Annotated in this window: 13 protein-coding genes; 8 read left to right on the forward strand and 5 right to left on the reverse strand. The window is 62.1% G+C overall.

Annotation, left to right across the window (positions count from 1 at the left end):
* Positions 1–9 precede the first annotated feature (9 nt).
* The 5 genes from FAZ95_RS33670 to FAZ95_RS33690 all read right to left on the reverse strand — a co-directional run bounded on the left by FAZ95_RS33670 (position 10) and on the right by FAZ95_RS33690 (position 5,157).
* Complete coding sequence (locus FAZ95_RS33670; RefSeq protein ID WP_137336714.1) at positions 10–687, reverse strand: HAD-IA family hydrolase; 678 nt, start codon at positions 685–687, stop codon at positions 10–12.
* Between the two features lie 137 nt (positions 688–824).
* Positions 825–1,730, reverse strand: a complete 906-nt coding sequence (locus FAZ95_RS33675; RefSeq protein ID WP_137336715.1) for a LysR family transcriptional regulator — start codon at positions 1,728–1,730, stop codon at positions 825–827.
* Positions 1,731–1,874: 144 nt separating this feature from the next.
* On the reverse strand, positions 1,875–2,837 hold the full coding sequence (speB, locus tag FAZ95_RS33680) for an agmatinase (protein WP_137336716.1): 963 nt from the start codon (positions 2,835–2,837) through the stop codon (positions 1,875–1,877).
* A 129-nt stretch (positions 2,838–2,966) separates the two neighbouring features.
* Positions 2,967–4,460 (reverse strand): aldehyde dehydrogenase, encoded by a 1,494-nt coding sequence (locus tag FAZ95_RS33685; RefSeq protein ID WP_137336717.1) that lies wholly within the window; start codon positions 4,458–4,460, stop codon positions 2,967–2,969.
* A 145-nt stretch (positions 4,461–4,605) separates the two neighbouring features.
* Positions 4,606–5,157, reverse strand: coding sequence for a cupin domain-containing protein (locus FAZ95_RS33690; protein WP_137336718.1), 552 nt, complete (start codon positions 5,155–5,157; stop codon positions 4,606–4,608).
* 399 nt (positions 5,158–5,556) lie between these two features.
* On the opposite strand from FAZ95_RS33690, the gene FAZ95_RS40295 reads away from it, so the two are divergent.
* From FAZ95_RS40295 to FAZ95_RS33730, 8 genes are all read left to right on the forward strand, one after another.
* Entirely contained in the window at positions 5,557–5,763 is a 207-nt protein-coding gene (locus FAZ95_RS40295) for a hypothetical protein (RefSeq protein WP_137336719.1), read from the forward strand.
* Between the two features lie 316 nt (positions 5,764–6,079).
* Positions 6,080–6,874: a gamma-glutamyl-gamma-aminobutyrate hydrolase family protein gene (locus tag FAZ95_RS33700; RefSeq protein ID WP_137336720.1), complete on the forward strand. Its 795-nt coding sequence runs from the start codon at positions 6,080–6,082 to the stop codon at positions 6,872–6,874.
* Between the two features lie 38 nt (positions 6,875–6,912).
* Entirely contained in the window at positions 6,913–8,247 is a 1,335-nt protein-coding gene (locus FAZ95_RS33705; RefSeq protein ID WP_137336721.1) for a glutamine synthetase family protein, read from the forward strand.
* A 50-nt stretch (positions 8,248–8,297) separates the two neighbouring features.
* Positions 8,298–9,731 (forward strand): aspartate aminotransferase family protein, encoded by a 1,434-nt coding sequence (locus FAZ95_RS33710; RefSeq protein ID WP_137336722.1) that lies wholly within the window; start codon positions 8,298–8,300, stop codon positions 9,729–9,731.
* 87 nt (positions 9,732–9,818) lie between these two features.
* Entirely contained in the window at positions 9,819–10,952 is a 1,134-nt protein-coding gene (locus FAZ95_RS33715; RefSeq protein ID WP_137336723.1) for a polyamine ABC transporter substrate-binding protein, read from the forward strand.
* Between the two features lie 195 nt (positions 10,953–11,147).
* A complete protein-coding gene (locus FAZ95_RS33720) occupies positions 11,148–12,320 on the forward strand; it encodes an ABC transporter ATP-binding protein (RefSeq protein ID WP_137336724.1) in 1,173 nt (390 codons plus the stop codon).
* Positions 12,317–13,288 carry an ABC transporter permease subunit gene (locus FAZ95_RS33725; protein ID WP_137336725.1) on the forward strand — a complete coding sequence of 324 codons (972 nt, stop codon included), beginning with the start codon at positions 12,317–12,319 and terminating at the stop codon, positions 13,286–13,288. Before FAZ95_RS33720 ends, FAZ95_RS33725 begins: the two co-directional genes overlap by 4 nt.
* On the forward strand, positions 13,285–14,202 hold the full coding sequence (locus tag FAZ95_RS33730) for an ABC transporter permease subunit (RefSeq protein ID WP_137336726.1): 918 nt from the start codon (positions 13,285–13,287) through the stop codon (positions 14,200–14,202). Before FAZ95_RS33725 ends, FAZ95_RS33730 begins: the two co-directional genes overlap by 4 nt.
* Positions 14,203–14,236 lie beyond the last annotated feature (34 nt).

Raw genomic sequence — 14,236 nt, forward strand, 5'->3', positions numbered from 1 at the left:
TCGGCTTAGTTACTGCGGGACATTACTGCGGGACGATGCACCAAAGCGGCTGCACCACGACACCAGCTCGACGAGCGTCGGCGCTTCGATTTCAGGCGGCGGCGCCCCTTCTTTCAATTCAAGCCCGACTCGGTTGTGCCAGTAGGTCCGCAAGCCGACCGCAGCGGTGCCGAACATGTCGTAACTGGAGCCGGCCACGAACACGGCGTCCGCGGCGGTCACACCGAGCTTGTCTAGCGCAAGTCGATACGGACGCGGGTCCGGCTTGTAGACGCCCGCTTCTTCCGCCGTGATCACCCCATCCCATTCGACGGGAAGAATTTCGGCCGCTTGGCGGCCAAGCCGTATCGAGCAGTTGGTCACAACCGCCAGCTTGCAATGCGGGCGAAGCTGCTGCAACGCCTCTACCGCGCCGCTCCACGGCGTCAATTGCAGCCAGTTCGCTTGGAGCGCGAGCGGCGCGGCTTCGGGCAAGCCTACCCGTGCCGCCGCTTGCCTCACCAACTGCTCGTATTCGACATAAGCACCGCAGCCATAGGTCAGACGCAAATACTCCGCGCGCCAAGCCCTGCCCGCTTCCTCCGAACCCGCGGCTCGATTCCACGGCGTCCATGAATCGAGAAGCGCGGTCAGCAGATCGAAGAGCACCGCTTTCGGATAGGCGGACGTCGAAGATGAATCGCTCATGAGCCAGGACACTCCCGGAGTTGTCGTTCGTTCATGGCGTCAAGTATAGAGTTCGAATCTGCGTTGGCGATTCAGTCCAGCTCACTCAATCATTCGAAGAAACTGAATGCTCGTCGACGGGTTCGACAATCGGCCGCTCAGGTTCGCCACGGCGGCTTCGGCTTGAACCGGTCCTGCAAATACCGCATGAATTGCTTGGTGCGAGCGGGCAAGCTCACGCGATGGTGAGTGAGCGCGATCACATCGGCATCCGATGTCTTCCATGCGGGCAGCAGCCGCACGAGATTTCCCTTCGCGATATCGTCAGCGACGTCCCATTCGGAACGGAGAATCACGCCGCGCCCTTCGCAGGCCCAGCGGCGAATCACTTCGCCATCGTTGCAGATCAGCTTCGACGGAACCCTGACGCTGCGCGCCGCGCGGCCTTTGCGAAACTGCCAGAGCGACACATCTTCATTGTTTTCGCGCAGCACGATGCACGGGAGCTTGGCCAAATCGTCGGGGCTCTGCGGGTTCGGGAAGCGTTTCAGCAACGACGGCGCCGCGCAAACGAAGCGCGAGTTCGGCGCAATCGCATAACCGACCAGATTCGACGCCGGCAACTCGCCGATGTGCACGACGATGTCGTACCGGTCGGCCGCTTCGGTCAGCGGCTGGTCGGACAGCGTCAGCACGATGTCGACGCCGGGATTGTCCTGTTGAAAGTCGGCAACGACGGGAGCGACGTAGCGCCGCCCGAACCCTAGCGGCGCGGCGATACTCAAGGTGCCGACGAGCCCCGAACGGCGAGCCTGCACCTCCTCGAACAGCATGTCGAACTGCTGGACGAGTTCCGCGCCGCGCCGGCACAGCAACGTTCCCTCTTCCGTGAACCGCAGGCCGCGGGCCGTGCGGTCGACCAGCCGCGTATCGAGCTTCTTCTCGATCTGTTGAAGGCGCTGCGTGACCGCGGACGGCGATAGCCCGAGCTTTCTCGCTGCCGCAACGAGGCTGCCGGAATCTCGTATTGCCAGCAGGAAACGGATGTCGGTGGAGTCGTTCATGTCGCGGTCTTTCTCGTCGATTTGTCGAATTGTCGATCCAAGGGCGGATCGCTCTATTATCGCGAGACAACGGCGAATCGGGGTTAAGGCGTCGCGCTCGGTCTTTCGTACCCGCAGAAGACCGAGCGCGGTCATCACGCGTCGTCAGCGCGCCCCGACCTTCTTCTGGCGCCACAGGCACAGCAGGTCGCAAGCGATATGCGCGGCGGCGAGCGCCGTCACTTCGCTTTGGTCATAAGCAGGCGACACCTCCACGACATCGGCACCGATCAGGTTCACCGCCCCCAAGCCGCGCACGATCGCGAGCGCCTGGGCGGAGCTCAACCCGCCGGGCACCGGCGTGCCCGTTCCCGGCGCAAACGCCGGATCGAGGCAATCGATATCAAACGTCAAGTACGTCGGAGCGCTCCCGACAATCGACGTAATCCGCTCGAGCGCAGCACGTGTGCCGTGCTCGGGCACCCAGGCAGCGTCGAGGATGTTGATGCCGAGAAAGTCCTCGTTCCAGGTGCGAATGCCCACTTGCACCGACGTCTTCGGATCGATCAGCCCTTCCTTCACAGCCTTGTAAAACATCGTGCCGTGATTGAGCGAATCGGGGCTGTCGTCGGCCCACGTATCGCAGTGCGCGTCGAAGTGAATCAGCGAGAGCGGCCTGCCGTACTTCTCCGCATGCGCGACGAGCAGCGGATACGTGATGTAGTGATCGCCGCCGAAGGTCAGCATCTTCGCGTTCGAGCGCAGGATGGTGCGCGCATGCTCGATGATCGCGGGCTTGATCGAGAGCGGGTTGTGCGCGTCGAACCAGCAATCGCCGTAATCCGTCACGGCGAGATCGTCGAACGGGTTGAAGCCCCACGGGTAAGGATCCAGTTCGGCAAGCTGCACGCTCGCCGCGCGCACCGCCGACGGCCCTAGCCGCGCGCCCGAGCGAAACGTCGTGGCGAGATCGAGCGGCACACCGGACACGACGACATCGACGCCGTCGAGTTCGCGCGTGTATTTGCGTCGCATGAACGACAGCACGCCCGCGTAAGTGTTTTCGATGGAAGACCCGTAGAGGGACGGACGGCGAATGGCGCCATCGCCATAGAGGAGTTCAGTCATGAGAGACCTGATGGAACGTGCCGAATCAGGCGCGCGAGGGTTCCTGGTTGAGCGCGCCAGTTCGGCGTCGGATTCATTGGGAACGCGACGGCGCGCGCAATGGCGCCGTCGCGCTGGCTTGCGAATCCTTTAGCGCAGCCGCACGAGCGTGGACTTCAGCTCGGTGTACTTCTCCAGTGCGTGCAACGACTTGTCGCGGCCGTTGCCCGATTGCTTATAGCCGCCGAACGGGAAGTTCATGTCGCCCCCTTCGTCGTAGCAGTTGACCCATACCGTGCCCGCCCGCAAGCTGCGCGCGATTTCGTGCGCGTGGGTCAGGTTCGCGGTCCAAACCGCGGCGCCGAGGCCATATTCGCTGTCGTTCGCGATCTTCACCGCTTCTTCGATGCTGTCGAACGTGATGACCGACAACACAGGCCCGAAGATTTCCTCGCGGGCGATCTTCGCATCCGGCGTCGCGACATCGAAAATCGTCGGCTCGATATAGAAGCCGCCGCTTTCCGGCTTCACACGCGAGCCGCCCAGCAAGAGCTTCGCTTCTGCGCGTCCCGCTTCGATATAGCCGAGCACGCGCTCGAGCTGGATCTTGTCGACGATCGCACCCATCGTGGTCTGCGGATCGAGCGGGTTGCCCGGAGTATAGCTGCGCGCGGCGGCGATGACTTTATCGAGGAACGCATCCTTGATCTCACGATGCACGAGCAGTCGCGAACCGGCCGTACACATTTCGCCCATGTTGTAAAAGATCGCGCCCGCAGCGGCATTGGCCGCGCGATCGAGATCCGGGCAATCGGGCAGCACGATGTTCGGCGACTTGCCGCCGAGTTCGAGCCACACGCGCTTCAGGTTCGACTGTCCCGCGTATTGCATGATCAGCTTGCCGACATTCGTCGAGCCCGTGAACGCGAGGCAATCGACGTCCTGATGCAAGGCGAGCAGCTTGCCCGGCTCGCCGCCGCCCGGCAGCACGTTGAACACGCCTGCCGGAATACCGGCCTCGTGCGCGAGTTGCGCGACGCGGATCGCGGTCAACGGCGACTTCTCCGACGGCTTGAGCACCACGCTGTTGCCCGCCGCGAGCGCCGGGCCGAATTTCCACGAGGCCATCAGGATCGGAAAATTCCACGGCACGACAGCCGCGACCACGCCGATCGGCTCACGCGTGACGAGCCCCACCAGATGATGATCGCTCGGCACCACTTCGCCGCCGACTTTATCGATCGCTTCGGCAAACCACTCGACGCAATACGCGGCGCCGGGTACGTCGACGCTCGTCGTGTCGCCGATCGGCTTACCGGCGTCGAGCGTTTCGAGCAGCGAGAGTTCGTCGAGATGCTCGCGCATGAGTGCGGCCCAGCGCAGCAGGATCTTCTTGCGCGCGCGCGGATTGCGCCCTGCCCATACGCGCGCTTCGAAGGCGCGCCGCGCAGCGGCGACGGCGCGATCCACATCCTCCGCGCCGCTGTCTGCGACCTTCGCGAGCACCTTGCCGTCAATCGGGCTCACGCAATCGAACGTGCGGCCGGATGCAGCAGCGCAGTATTCGCCGTCGATAAACGCCCGCCCTTCGATCGAAAGCTTGGCGGCCAAGTCATTCCAATAACTCAGGTTCTTCTTTTCCATCAGGATGCCTCACTGTTATGCGTTCGATGCGCGGTGCGCCGTGAATCGTGATGGCTGCACCGGCTGGAACGCGATGCGCGTCGTGCGCCGGTACTGTGTCGAGATTGGGTTCGCTTGCGCTTGCGCTTACGCTTGAGCGCAGCCTTCAGAACGTCGCCGGCGAATTCGCCGACACGATCTCGCAGACTTGCTCCGCGCTCGAATTGCGAAAGCGATGCGGCAAGCGGCTTTCGAAGTAATAGCTGTCGCCGGGGTCGAGCAGCCACGTCGTGCCGTCGACAGTCAACTCGATCTGGCCGCTGACGACGACACCGCCCTCGTGTCCTTCATGCTGCAGCATCTCGGGGCCCGTATCCGAGAGCGGTTGATAGACCTCCCGCATGATGCACATGTTGCGGTCTTTCACGCCGGCCCCGGCCAGGTAGAACTCGATCGACTCGTTGCCGAGATTCGGCATGTCGGCGCGGCGCGAAATGACCGCGTGGTTCTCCTCGATATCGAACGTGAAGAACTCCGCGAGACTCATCGGTATGCATTCGAGCAATTTCTTGAGCGAGCCCACCGAAGGGCTCACGCGATTTTGCTCGATGAGCGAGATCGTTCCATTCGTCACACCAGCGCGCTTGGCCAATTCGCGCTGCGACAAGCCATGCTTCTTACGAATGTACTGAAGACGGGTAGCCACTTCGATGGACACGATGCGCTCTCGAATCGGGGTTGGTTTGGCGTGGATAGCGATCACGGTGTTGAATATTCTAATCACTTTGACGCGCGCGCCGCTCGGGGAAACCCTGAAAAATCTAAGAAATCGCGGCCCCGTCCCCCAATATTCCGCTTGCCCGTGTGTCTTGCACATGCTCAGGGTAACCCCCGAGCAAAATTTTCATAAAAGGAATTGACGCCGTTTTTGGCTCGTATATCCTGGTTCACAGGTCGTCGTCACACCTTTGTCACGCAATGCAGCATAAATGGCTCATAAAGGTGCAAACGATAAACCGATGCCCCGTTTTTTTAAACGCCCACGCGTTTTCTCGAACGAGGCGTTCAATACTTTCAACGCAGCCAGTCGAGTGTAATCGTGAGAGTCCGAGGCCCTTTGGTTAGGTGGGATCGAAGTCAGATGCGGGGTTGCCCCCGTGCTGACGGCGCCATCGCCGACGGCAGCAGCGGCAGCCTTGCGTTTCGCCGTTTCCTGTCCGTCTTCACGATCCTCTCCCGTCGCTCCGTCCGACGCCATAATTCAGTCGCAGCACGCGCCTTCATTGCGGTGCACTGCGACGAGGTCGCTTCCCTGCTCCCGTAGCGCCTCTTTCCTTCTTCGCGGTTCGATTGATCGGATTGCGTGAACGTGCGTTGATTCGCACGTATTGCGCTCGTTTTCGCTCGTCCGTCGCTTGGCCTTGGTTTTCGCCTTGGCCTTGCGCCGATCGAGCGATGGGAATCGTTGCGCCCCGCATCCGGGAAATCGAATCGCTCCAGCCATTTCGCTTGGGTCAGGCGTGCGCTATCGCGCAACGTCAGGCGGACTCTGCTCGTCCGCAGAAAACCGCGCCGCGCCGCTGCCCAATGCGAACGTTTTCGATGCCGCTTGCCGCGGCCACTGAATCACACTGTTAGTCATGCGAAAGAAACCGCTAGTAGGCGTTACCGCCGACAGAACGATGATGGGAGCGCATCCGTCCCATGCGACCGGCGAGAAGTACATCGCCGCGATCGTCGACGGCTCGGAGGCGTTGGCGCTGCTGCTGCCCGCTCTTGGTGCGAAGCAGGCAACCGAGGACGTCCTGGCTGCGGTCGACGGGCTGCTTTTCACCGGCGCCTATTCGAACGTCGAGCCGCATCACTACGGCGGCGAGACGAGCGTGCCGGGCACGCTGCACGACCCGGCGCGCGACGCGACGACATTGCCGCTGATGCGCGCGGCGATCGATGCGGGCGTCCCCGTCCTCGCGATTTGCCGTGGCTTTCAGGAGATGAATGTGGTCTTCGGCGGGACGCTGCATCAAAGCGTTCACGCGGTGGAAGGCTTCAACGACCACCGCGAGAACAAAGACGACGCCCTTGACGTGCAATACGGGCCCTCGCATTCGATCCGCCTGAGCCAAGGCGGATTGCTCAGCCGCCTCGCTGGCGGCGCGCTCGAGGCGCGCGTGAATTCACTGCACGGACAAGGCGTCGAGCGGCTTGGAGACGGCTTGGTAGTAGAAGCCGTCGCGCCGGACGGACTGATCGAAGCGATCAGCGTGAAGGACGCCCCCGCTTTCGCCCTGGGCCTGCAATGGCACCCGGAGTGGAAACAGGCGGACGACCCGCTCTCGAATGCGATCTTCCGTGCGTTCGGCGCAGCCTGCCGCGATCGAATGCGCACCAGGGCCGGCTTGGATGCCGCACTGGCGGCTGCCGCACGCCGCTGATCAGCCGGTCCGCGCACAACTCTGCCAAGAGAACAATCATGCAAGACATTGATGAATTTCTGAAGAAACACCGCATCACCGAAGTCGAAGCGATCATCCCCGACATGGCCGGTATCGCGCGCGGCAAGATCATTCCGCGCAACAAGTTCGAATCCGGCGAATCGATGCGGCTGCCTCAGGCCGTCATGATCCAGACCGTCACCGGCGAGTATCCAGAAGACGGCAGCTTCACCGGCGTCACCGATCCCGACATGGTCTGCGTTCCCGACGCGTCGACGATCCGCCTCATTCCGTGGGCCGTCGATCCGACCGCGCAAGTGATCCACGACTGCGTGCACTTCGACGGCTCGCCGGTCGCGATCTCGCCGCGCCGCGTGCTGCGCCGCGTGCTCGAACTGTACAAGGCCAAGGGCTGGAAGCCCGTCGTCGCACCGGAGCTCGAGTTCTATCTGGTCGACATGAACAAGGACCCCGACCTGCCGCTGCAGCCGCCGGTCGGCCGTACAGGCCGCGCGGAGACCGGCCGGCAAGCGTATTCCATCGAAGCGGTCAACGAATTCGACCCCCTGTTCGAGGACATCTACGAGTACTGCGAGGTGCAGGAGCTCGAAGTCGACACGTTGATTCACGAAGTCGGCGCGGCGCAAATGGAAATCAACTTTCTGCATGGCGATCCGCTCAATCTCGCTGACCGCGTGTTCCTGTTCAAGCGCACCGTGCGCGAGGCCGCGCTGCGTCACCACATGTACGCGACGTTCATGGCGAAGCCGATGGAGAACGAACCGGGCTCGGCCATGCACGTGCATCAGAGCCTCCTCGACGAGGAAACCGGTCGCAATCTGTTCACCGGCGCCGACGGTGCGCCGACCGAAATGTTCTACGCCTACATCGCCGGCTTGCAGAAATACACGCCCGCGCTGATGCCGATCTTCGCGCCCTACATCAACTCGTACCGGCGTCTGTCGCGCTTCATGGCCGCGCCGATCAACGTGCAGTGGGGCTACGACAACCGCACCGTGGGTTTCCGCGTACCGCACTCGTCGCCCGTTGCACGGCGCGTCGAGAACCGCATCCCCGGCGTGGACTGCAACCCATACCTCGCGATCGCCGCCACGCTTGCCGCCGGCTATCTCGGCATGACGCAAAAGCTTGCGCCAACCGAGCCGCTCACGAGCGACGGCTACGAGCTGCCGTATCAGCTCCCGCGCAATCTCGAAGAGGGCTTGAGCTTGATGGGCGCGTGCGAACCGCTCTCCGACATCCTCGGCGAGCGCTTCGTGAAGGCGTATCTCGCGCTGAAGGAAACCGAATACGAAGCGTTCTTCCGCGTCATCAGTTCGTGGGAACGCAGGCATTTGCTGCTGCACGTTTGAGCCAATCATTTGAGCCAACAACGCGCAAGCGCAAACCAACCGGAGGAAACATGAGCTACAGAACCGACGAAGTCGCTTACGTGCAGCCCGCCGCGGCCGCCAGCGGCCAGACGAGTCAAGCGCGCAGCACCGCGCAATACCGCGCGCTCGACGCCGCCCACCACATCCACCCGTTCTCGGACATGGGCACGCTCAATCGCGCAGGCAGCCGCGTGATCACGAAGGCGAAAGGCGTCTACCTGTGGGACTCGGACGGCAACAAGATCATCGACGGCATGGCCGGCCTGTGGTGCGTGAACGTCGGCTATGGCCGCAAGGAACTAGCCGATGCCGCTTACCAGCAGCTTCAGGAACTGCCCTTCTACAACACGTTCTTCAAGACGACGCACCCGCCCGTCATCGAACTGTCCGCGCTGCTCGCGGAAGTCACGCCCGCTGCGTTCAACCACTTCTTCTATTGCAACAGCGGCTCGGAAGGCAACGACACGGTGCTGCGCATCGCTCATCGCTTCTGGGGCGCGCAAGGCAAATCGTCCAAGAAGTATGTGATTTCGCGCAAGAACGGCTATCACGGTTCGACGATCGCGGGCGGCACGCTGGGCGGCATGGGCTACATGCATGAGCAGATGCCGTCGAAGGTCGAGCACATCGTCCACATCGATCAGCCGTATTTCTTCGGCGAAGCCGAAGGCAACTTGACGCCAGAAGAATTTGCCCTCGCTCGCGCACAGCAGCTCGAAGCCAAGATTCTCGAACTCGGCGCGGAGAACGTGGCGGCGTTCATCGGCGAGCCGTTCCAAGGCGCGGGTGGCGTGATCTTCCCCGCTTCGACCTACTGGCCGGAAATCCAGCGCATCTGCCGCAAGTACGACATCTTGCTCGTCGCGGACGAAGTGATCGGCGGCTTCGGCCGCACCGGCGAATGGTTCGCTCATCAGCACTTCGGCTTCGAGCCGGATCTCATGACGCTGGCCAAGGGCTTGACGAGCGGCTATGTGCCGATGGGCGCCGTCGCGCTGCATGACCGCGTAGCGAAGGTCATCATCGAGAACGGCGAATTCAATCACGGCCTCACCTACTCGGGCCACCCGGTCGCGGCGGCCGTCGCGGTGGCGAATCTCAAGCTGTTGCGCGACGAGAAGATCGTCGAGCGCGTGAAGACTGACACCGGCCCCTACTTCCAGAATCTGTTGCGCGAAACCTTCTCGAACCATCCGATCATCGGCGAGATCGCCGGCGCGGGGCTCGTCGCGGGCCTGCAGCTCGCCGAGGACCCGAAAGCGCGCAAGCGCTTCGCGAACGGCGGCGACGTCGGCACGATCTGCCGCGACTATTGCTTTAACGGCAACTTGATCATGCGAGCCACCGGCGACCGGATGCTGCTGTCGCCACCGCTCGTGATCACGCGTGGCGAGATCGATGAAATCGTGTCGAAGGCGAAGAAAGCCATCGACGCCACCGCACAGAAATTGGGCCTTTCGTAACGGCAGTTCCGTCCTGGCACGGGTGCGGCGACCGCACACAAGAGGGGGCACCCGCGCCGGGTTTTCATTTCCAAGGGAAATCTCATCATGAGCGTTAATTGTTCTGGATGTCATCTTCGTCATGCGATCGCGGGGGCCGCTCTGTTAGCCGTCACGAGTTTGTCCGCGTCATTCGCCACGCCGGCGCTCGCCGCCGACAGCGAACTGAACGTGTACAACTGGTCCGACTACATTGCGAAGGACACGATTCCGAACTTCGAAAAGGAAACGTCGATCCACGTGAAGTACGACAACTACGACAGCGACGACACGCTGCAGGCCAAGCTGCTCGCGGGCAGCTCGGGCTATGACATCGTCGTGCCGACGTCGAACTACATGGCGAAGCAGATCCAGGCGGGCGTTTATCAGAAGCTCGACAAATCGAAGCTGCCGAATCTGGCGAACCTCGACCCGACGCTCATGAAGATGATTTCCGATGCCGACCCGGGCAATCAGTACGGCGTGCCCTGGGCCTACGGCACCGACGGCATCGGCTACAACGTCGAAGCCGTTAAAAAAGCGCTCGGCGACAGCGCGCCCGTCGATAGCTGGGCGCTCGTGTTCGATCCCGCGAATCTCTCGAAGCTGAAGGGCTGCGGCGTGTCGTTCCTCGACCAACCCGTGGACGTATTCGCGGCCGTTCTGCAGTACATGAAAAAGGACCCGAACAGCACGAACCCGGGCGACTACCAGGCCGCGTTCCAGGTCCTCAAGCAAGTGCGCCCGTACATCACGCAGTTCAACTCGTCGGGCTACATCAACGACCTCGCGAACAACGACATCTGCGTCGCGGTCGCATGGTCGGGCGACGTCGGCATCGCGCGCCGCCGCACGATGGAAGCCAAGCGCTCGTATGAAGTGAAGTTCGCGAACGTGAAGGAAGGCGGCCTCCTGTGGTTCGACGTGATGGTCATTCCGAAGGACGCCCCGCACCCCGAAGCCGCGATGAAGTGGATCAACTACATCGAAGATCCAAAGGTCAATGCGGCGATCACCAATGAGGTGTTCTATCCGACCGCCAATCATGCCGCACGCCAATTCGTGACACCCGCGGTGGCGAACGACCAGACCGTCTATCCGTCGGACGACGTGCTGAAGAAGATGACGCTGATGAAGCCGATTCCCACGGACATCCTGCGCCTCGAAAACCGCCTCTGGGCCCAACTGAAAACCGGCCACTGATTGCCTCATGACCGCGGGTGAGGGGTCGCTCGATCCCTCGCCGGCAAGAAGTCGCATCACGGTAGTCAACCTGCGCTAACGGGATTCTCCCCGCGCAGTCCCCAAGTTTCTTTCGATCGCTGCACGCCCTGTGAGTCGCATTCGCGCCTCGCACGGGAGAACTCATGCCTGCGATTCGCACGGAATGGTTAGATCATGAATACGACAGCTTCCATCAAGGCGCCTGAAGCGCCGCAATCGAACCGCAATTCGCCCATCGCTTTCACGAAGCAAGCGAAATCGGACGAATTCGTTCGCATCGAAAACGTCGTCAAGAAATTCGGCGACAGCACCGCCGTCGACAACGTCAATTTGTCGATCGCCAAGAACGAGTTGTTCGCGCTGCTCGGCAGCTCCGGCTGCGGCAAGTCGACGTTGCTCAGAATGCTCGCCGGCCTGGAGACGGCCACGTCCGGCAAGATTTACGTCGACGGTGAAGACCTCGCGACGCTGCCGCCGTACAAGCGCCCCGTCAACATGATGTTTCAGTCCTACGCGCTCTTTCCGCACATGACGGTCGAGGCCAACATCGCCTTCGGCCTCAAGCAGGAAGGCACGCCGAAGAACGAGATCAAGGAACGCGTGGCCGATGCGCTTGCGCTCGTGCAGATGAGCAAGTACGCGGGCCGCAAGCCGCATCAACTGTCGGGCGGCCAGCAGCAGCGCGTCGCGCTCGCACGCTCGCTCGTCAAGCGCCCGAAGCTCCTGCTGCTCGACGAGCCGATGTCCGCGCTCGACAAGAAGATCCGCCAGAAGACCCAGCTCGAACTCGTCAACATCATCGAGAAGGTCGACGTGACCTGCGTGATGGTCACACACGACCAGGAAGAGGCGATGACGATGGCAGGCCGCATCGCCGTCATGAGCGAAGGCAAGATCGTGCAGATCGGCTCGCCGTCGCAAGTCTACGAATTCCCGAACAGCCGCTTCTCCGCCGAGTTCATCGGCTCGACCAACCTGTTCGAAGGCCACGTCGTCGAAGACGAGCCCGACCACATCTTCGTCGAAAGCGAAGACCTCGAAGCGCGCATGTATGTGAGCCACGGCATCACCGGGCCGCTCGGCATGCCGGTCGGGATCTCGGTGCGCCCCGAGCGCGTGCGCGTGTCGCGCGACAAGCCGAGTGCCGCTCACAACTGGGCGCGCGGCGTCGTCACGGATATCGCGTATATGGGCAGCTATTCGCTGTACCACGTGCGCCTGCCGAGCGGCAAAGTCGTCGTGTCGAATCTCTCCAGCTCGCACCTCCTGCAAGACGGTGCGCCCGCCTACAACGACGACGTGTTCGTCTACTGGTCGCCCGCTAGCGGCGTGGTGCTGACGCAATGAGAAACCCCGCCACCTCCTCCTTGAGCGCCGCGAACGCCAACACCGGTTCGTCGTTCGCGCCGCTGCGCGCCCTTGTCGCTCGCTTCACGCCTTCGGGCCGAACGACCGTCATCGGTTTCCCATTCCTCTGGCTCACGGTGTTCTTCGCCGTGCCGTTCGTGCTCGTGCTGAAGATCAGCTTCGCCGATCAACAGCTCGGCATTCCGCCGTACAACGATCTCGTCAGCATCAAGGACGGCGTCGTGCACTTCGCCTTGCAGCTCGGACACTACGTGTTCCTGATGCAAGACGATCTGTACATCGCCACCTACATCAGCTCGCTGAAGATGGCCGCGATTTCGACCTTCTTCTGCCTGCTGATCGGCTATCCGATGGCGTACTACATCGCCCGCTCGAATCCGGCGACGCGCAACGTCCTGATGATGGCCGTGATGCTGCCGTTCTGGACGTCGTTCCTGATTCGTGTCTACGCGTGGATCGGCATCCTCAAGGACAACGGCCTGCTCAACCACTTCCTGATGGCGATCGGCCTGATTCACGAGCCGCTGCGTCTTTACCGCACCGATATCGGCGTCTATATCGGCATGGTCTATTCGTACCTGCCGTTCATGGTGATGCCGCTCTACGCCCACCTCGTGAAGATGGACCTCACGCTGCTCGAAGCCGCGTACGACCTCGGCGCCAAGCCTTGGACCGCCTTCACGCGCATCACGCTGCCGCTCTCGAAGAACGGAATCATCGCGGGGAGTCTCCTCGTGTTCATCCCGGCGGTGGGCGAGTACGTGATCCCCGAACTGCTCGGCGGCGCCGACACGCTGATGATCGGCCGCGTGATGTGGGACGAGTTCTTCAACAACATGGACTGGCCGATGGCATCCGCCGTGACGGTCGCGATGGTCGTGCTGCTGCTCGTGCCGATGGCCGTGTTCCAGTACTACCAGGTCAAGGAACTGGAGAGCACCAAATGATCAAGCCCAGCAAACCCCTGTCCGCGACGGTGCTCACGGTCGGCTTCCTGTTCCTGTACATCCCGATCGTCAGCCTCGTCGTCTTCTCGTTCAACGAGTCGAAGCTCGTCACGGTCTGGTCCGGCTTCTCGCTCAAGTGGTATGGCGCGCTGCTCAAGGACGACGAGCTGCTGACCGCGGCATGGCTGTCGTTCAAGCTCGCCTTGATGACGGCGTGCGCGTCGGTCGTGATCGGCACCTGGGCCGGCTTCGTGCTGGCTCGCTTCGGGCGGTTTCGCGGCTTCACGCTGTTCGCCGGCATGATCAACGCGCCGCTCGTGATTCCCGAGGTGATTCAGGGCATCTCCCTGCTGCTGCTGTTCGTTGCGATGGAGCAGATGCTGGGCTGGCCCAAGGGCCGCGGCATCACCACGATGTGGATCGGTCACGTGATGCTGTGCGTGTCGTATGTCGCGATCATCGTGCAGTCGCGCGTGAAAGAGCTGAACAAGTCGCTCGAAGAGGCCGCGCTCGATCTCGGCGCCACGCCGCTCAAGGTGTTCTTCGTCATCACGCTGCCGCTGATCTCGCAGGCGATCCTGTCCGGGTGGCTCCTCTCGTTCACGCTGTCGGTCGACGACCTCGTGCTGTCGGCGTTCCTGTCCGGACCCGGCTCGACCACCCTGCCCCTCGTCGTGTTCTCGCGCGTGCGTCTCGGCCTGAACCCCGAAATGAATGCGCTCGCAACCCTCTTCATCACGCTCGTGACGATCGGCGTCATTTTCGTGAACCAGACGATGCTCGCGAAGGAGCGCAAGCGGATGCGCGATATGCAAATGGCCTTTGCGTCAGTCGAGCCCGACGACACGAAAACACCGCGAATTCCGCAAACGGCGAGCGCCCGCAAGGCGCCCGAATCACTCGGCACGGCCTGAAACGAATCGAACTAGAAACCTCACTGCAAAACGA

This window comes from Trinickia violacea, from assembly GCF_005280735.1.
GTDB classification, from domain to species: Bacteria; Pseudomonadota; Gammaproteobacteria; order Burkholderiales; family Burkholderiaceae; genus Trinickia_A; species Trinickia_A violacea.

What these genes read in the sequence shown, in the direction of transcription:
- FAZ95_RS33670 (WP_137336714.1), bottom strand. Translation starts at nt 687, where the DNA reads ATGAGCGATTCATCTTCGACGTCCGCCTATCCGAAAGCGGTGCTCTTC.
- FAZ95_RS33675 (WP_137336715.1), bottom strand. Translation starts at nt 1,730, where the DNA reads ATGAACGACTCCACCGACATCCGTTTCCTGCTGGCAATACGAGATTCC.
- speB (WP_137336716.1), bottom strand. Translation starts at nt 2,837, where the DNA reads ATGACTGAACTCCTCTATGGCGATGGCGCCATTCGCCGTCCGTCCCTC.
- FAZ95_RS33685 (WP_137336717.1), bottom strand. Translation starts at nt 4,460, where the DNA reads ATGGAAAAGAAGAACCTGAGTTATTGGAATGACTTGGCCGCCAAGCTT.
- FAZ95_RS33700 (WP_137336720.1), top strand. Translation starts at nt 6,080, where the DNA reads ATGCGAAAGAAACCGCTAGTAGGCGTTACCGCCGACAGAACGATGATG.
- FAZ95_RS33705 (WP_137336721.1), top strand. Translation starts at nt 6,913, where the DNA reads ATGCAAGACATTGATGAATTTCTGAAGAAACACCGCATCACCGAAGTC.
- FAZ95_RS33710 (WP_137336722.1), top strand. Translation starts at nt 8,298, where the DNA reads ATGAGCTACAGAACCGACGAAGTCGCTTACGTGCAGCCCGCCGCGGCC.
- FAZ95_RS33715 (WP_137336723.1), top strand. Translation starts at nt 9,819, where the DNA reads ATGAGCGTTAATTGTTCTGGATGTCATCTTCGTCATGCGATCGCGGGG.
- FAZ95_RS33720 (WP_137336724.1), top strand. Translation starts at nt 11,148, where the DNA reads ATGAATACGACAGCTTCCATCAAGGCGCCTGAAGCGCCGCAATCGAAC.
- FAZ95_RS33725 (WP_137336725.1), top strand. Translation starts at nt 12,317, where the DNA reads ATGAGAAACCCCGCCACCTCCTCCTTGAGCGCCGCGAACGCCAACACC.
- FAZ95_RS33730 (WP_137336726.1), top strand. Translation starts at nt 13,285, where the DNA reads ATGATCAAGCCCAGCAAACCCCTGTCCGCGACGGTGCTCACGGTCGGC.